Below are 3165 nucleotides of genomic sequence, written 5' to 3'. Positions count from 1 at the left end.
CGGGCGTCGAGTTCCGCCCAGCGCTTGGGCTCGGCAGAGAAACCCGGGACGGACCACGGTTTAGCCCGGCTGGAGACTTTCTGTTCAGCAGACGCATGGCGGTGAGCGCGGGCTCGAGCTCGAAGCTGGTGCGGCTATCTCCTTGTCGTGAAGAGGTCGTCGAGCGAGTTGGCGTTGAGGATCTGCTCGACCCAGGTGTCCAGTTGCTCGTCCGCAGCTTGCTCTAGGCGTTTGGATGCCGACTCGGGTATCTCGCCGAATTTCAGGGTGATGAGCTTTCGGAGGGTGCCCTCCACGCCCGCTTTGCGGCCTACTTCTTGGCTTTCTTGAAGGCCAGTCAATCTCGGCGTGGATGGTGGGGCCGGAGTCGTATCCGCATCTGCCCTGGACCGATCAAGACAGAGGCGCCGAGCATTTCCGATGCATGATGCTCAATCGCTAGAACGAGGATTGCTGCTTTGCGGTTGGGGCTGAGGCCCACGAGACGATACAAGATAACGCCAGCATTGACGAGCTGTTGCCGAAAAACCAGCTCACCGAAATCTTTGTCTGAGGTGAGGACCATCGCCTCATCGGCATTTGCGAGAGCAAACACTGACTGATCGTCAATTCCTGGGTCCAGCTCCAACACGTAGCGGACCTGGTGGCCTGCGTTCCTGAGCGCAGTCACGATGACTGCATCGACATTCTCGTCTGCAAGCAGCTTCATCGGGTCGATGCGGCTTGGTTAGGCAGCGTCGGCATCGATGGGATAGAACTTATCTCCATGCATCGACTCCGCAGCGAAACGCAGAGCATCGAGGATATCTTGCTGTGTCAGACGGGGTTGAGCTTCGATGATCTGGGCTTCGGACTCGCCGGCACCGAGACGCTCTAGAATCGACTCGACTGTAATCCGGGTTCCTGCGATCCGGGGCTTTCCCATCATGACATCTGGATTTGCTGTGATTGGCATGTGCAGAATGATGTTTCATGTGGCTACGCAGTGACTTTAACGAATCATAGCCGCAGTGAGAGGTTAGAATCAAAGTCGGGCTTGCTCTAGGCGCTTGGATGCCGACTCCTGCTGCAACAGGTGCTGCCCACCGCCGGCAGCGCCCTTGGCCAGGCCGAGAGCAATCAGGCGCCGGGCCGCAGCGATCTCGAGGAGCCGCTGCAGCGGATCAACGATGTGACGAATGGCGATGGGGTGCGGTTCGAGATAAGTGGCGTTTCTTCAGGCCAAGCGTCCTCTTCGGCTTCGACGTCTTCCGCTGCGATGAGGTCTTGCCGATCTGCCGTATCCAAGCCGTCGAGATGCGGCGCTCCACGAAGGACGCCGTCGGATCGATACATGCCGCCGTCGCGAAGCCGTTCGAGACCCGAACCAGCAGTCGGCAGCCGGTCAGTCTCCGCCAGATGGATGCGCGGCGCGGCATGTCAGCATCTGCCGTCAGCGCGTCGAGGCAGCTCAGATCGCGATACTCTCTGCCAGCGGAAAGACCCGAGGTAGCATCGACATGGCCACTGAGCTATCCCCACAAATTCAGCCCACTGGCGTTCACTCAGCGAGCAGAGTAAAGCGGGGACGTGCCGCGATGAGTCATCGTCGGACGGAAATCGGGGTGGTGGGTTGTTCGTAGGCTTGTGAGCGCGTTACTGGGCGCCAGTCGCGGCCTCGCGAAGGTGATGAATGTCTGTCAATGAGAGCCCGGTTGCCGTGGCGATCTGCTCATCGGTCATGAGTCCCAATGCCAGTAAGCGCCGAGCGGTTTCCCGGTTGGCTTGTTGTTGGCCTTCTTCGCGGCCTTCATCGCGCGCAGTGTCGATGACGTTCTTCAGGTCACGATAAAACTTGAGGCTCGACTCATAGGCTTGGCGCTCCCCGGGCTCGAAACGGGCGATGCTGGCCTTCTCAAACAGGCTGAGGAAGACGCGTTCACGTAGCCGTGGGGGGATCTCGTCGAGCTCGTGCAGGTGGCGGAAGAGGAAGAACCATTTGTCTTGCAGGGTCTCGAGCTGGTCGGCGGTCTTGGTGAAGTTGGGCAGGGTCAGATAGATGAAGGTGAGCTTGTCATAGAAGACCTGCTGGTGTTGGTCTTTGAGCTGGACGCAATGGACCACGTCTTGGCGATGACGACGGTCTTCGTCGTCGAAGATGAAGTCGAGGATGCCGATGGTGTAGACGGCGCTGAGCTTGAAGTCCCACTCGCCGCGTTGGGCCTGTTGCTGGATCGGAAAGGTGGCGTAGAAGACGCTGCGGTCTTTGAAGAAGTTCTGTTTGGCCTTTTGCAGCTCGACGATGAAGGTCTCACCGCTGGGGCTAACACAGGTGAGATCGAAGATGGCCTTGCGGTCGAGCGCACTGGCGCCTTGGGCTTCGGTGGGGCTAAATTGCAGGTCTTGGATCTGGTGCTTGGCCGGTAACAGGGTGTTGAGAAAGCTGATCAGGTGCTCCTTGCTGGCCTCTTCGCCAAAGGCCTTTTTGAAGCCGAAGTCGGTGAAGAGGTTGATGTATTTCTCTTTCATGGAGTGCGGCTGAGGCGATGGTGATGATCAGTGTCAGTTTAGCCCGACTGGTCAACAGCTGCCTGAGGTTGGCGCGGGCGTCGAGTTCCGCCCAGCGCTTGGGCTCGGCAGAGAAACCCGGGACGGACCCTGAGGGACCTGGATGATGCCGCTGAGCGTAGCAACCCGGGGAGGTGCCCCGATTGGTCTCCAACCGAGCATCCGATGGTAAGATCATGCACGGTGAAGCAGCCCCTGGCAGCACAGAGAGACTCAACATGGCCCTCGCTCAGCAAGACCTTGAACAGATCGGCGAGTACGTCAAAGAGCACATCAGCGACTGGATTGCCGAGCAAAGCCTCGGCAAACCACCCGTGGTCTACGAAATCGAGCTGCGCGAGCGCATGGTCCGGGTCGAGGAGGAGCTCAAGACCCAGCGCGAATTGATGCGCGAGGGATTCAACACGATGCGCACGGAAATGAACTTGCGCTTCGAGCAGGTCGAGAAGCGCTTTGAACAAGTGGACAAGCGCTTCGAGCTGATGCAAGCAAACATGGACAAACGCTTCGAGAGCGTGCAGCAAGACATTCGCGGCCTGCAGCAAGACATTCGCGGACTGCAGCAACGCATGGACAGCTTCATGCGCTGGTCCTTCGGCGTCACCATCGGCACCGGCG

At 59.1% G+C, this 3165-nt stretch carries 5 protein-coding genes; 1 reads left to right on the top strand and 4 read right to left on the bottom strand.

The window, feature by feature from the left end:
• Positions 1-134: 134 nt before the first annotated feature.
• The 4 genes from ACY693_RS17220 to ACY693_RS17205 all read right to left on the bottom strand — a co-directional run bounded on the left by ACY693_RS17220 (position 135) and on the right by ACY693_RS17205 (position 2508).
• Complete coding sequence (locus tag ACY693_RS17220) at positions 135-296, bottom strand: DUF4351 domain-containing protein (RefSeq protein ID WP_462323039.1); 162 nt, start codon at positions 294-296, stop codon at positions 135-137.
• Between the two features lie 41 nt (positions 297-337).
• Positions 338-709, bottom strand: a complete 372-nt coding sequence (locus ACY693_RS17215; protein ID WP_462323038.1) for a DUF5615 family PIN-like protein — start codon at positions 707-709, stop codon at positions 338-340.
• Positions 710-727: 18 nt separating this feature from the next.
• Complete coding sequence (locus ACY693_RS17210; RefSeq protein WP_462323037.1) at positions 728-955, bottom strand: DUF433 domain-containing protein; 228 nt, start codon at positions 953-955, stop codon at positions 728-730.
• 680 nt (positions 956-1635) lie between these two features.
• Positions 1636-2508: an Rpn family recombination-promoting nuclease/putative transposase gene (locus ACY693_RS17205; RefSeq protein WP_462323036.1), complete on the bottom strand. Its 873-nt coding sequence runs from the start codon at positions 2506-2508 to the stop codon at positions 1636-1638.
• 257 nt (positions 2509-2765) lie between these two features.
• On the opposite strand from ACY693_RS17205, the gene ACY693_RS17200 reads away from it, so the two are divergent.
• Positions 2766-3165: hypothetical protein (locus ACY693_RS17200; RefSeq protein WP_462323035.1), on the top strand; the 400-nt coding region annotated here is incomplete at its 3' end.

The organism is Halochromatium sp., from assembly GCF_054919635.1.
This window is presented reverse-complemented; position numbering and strand designations above follow the sequence as displayed.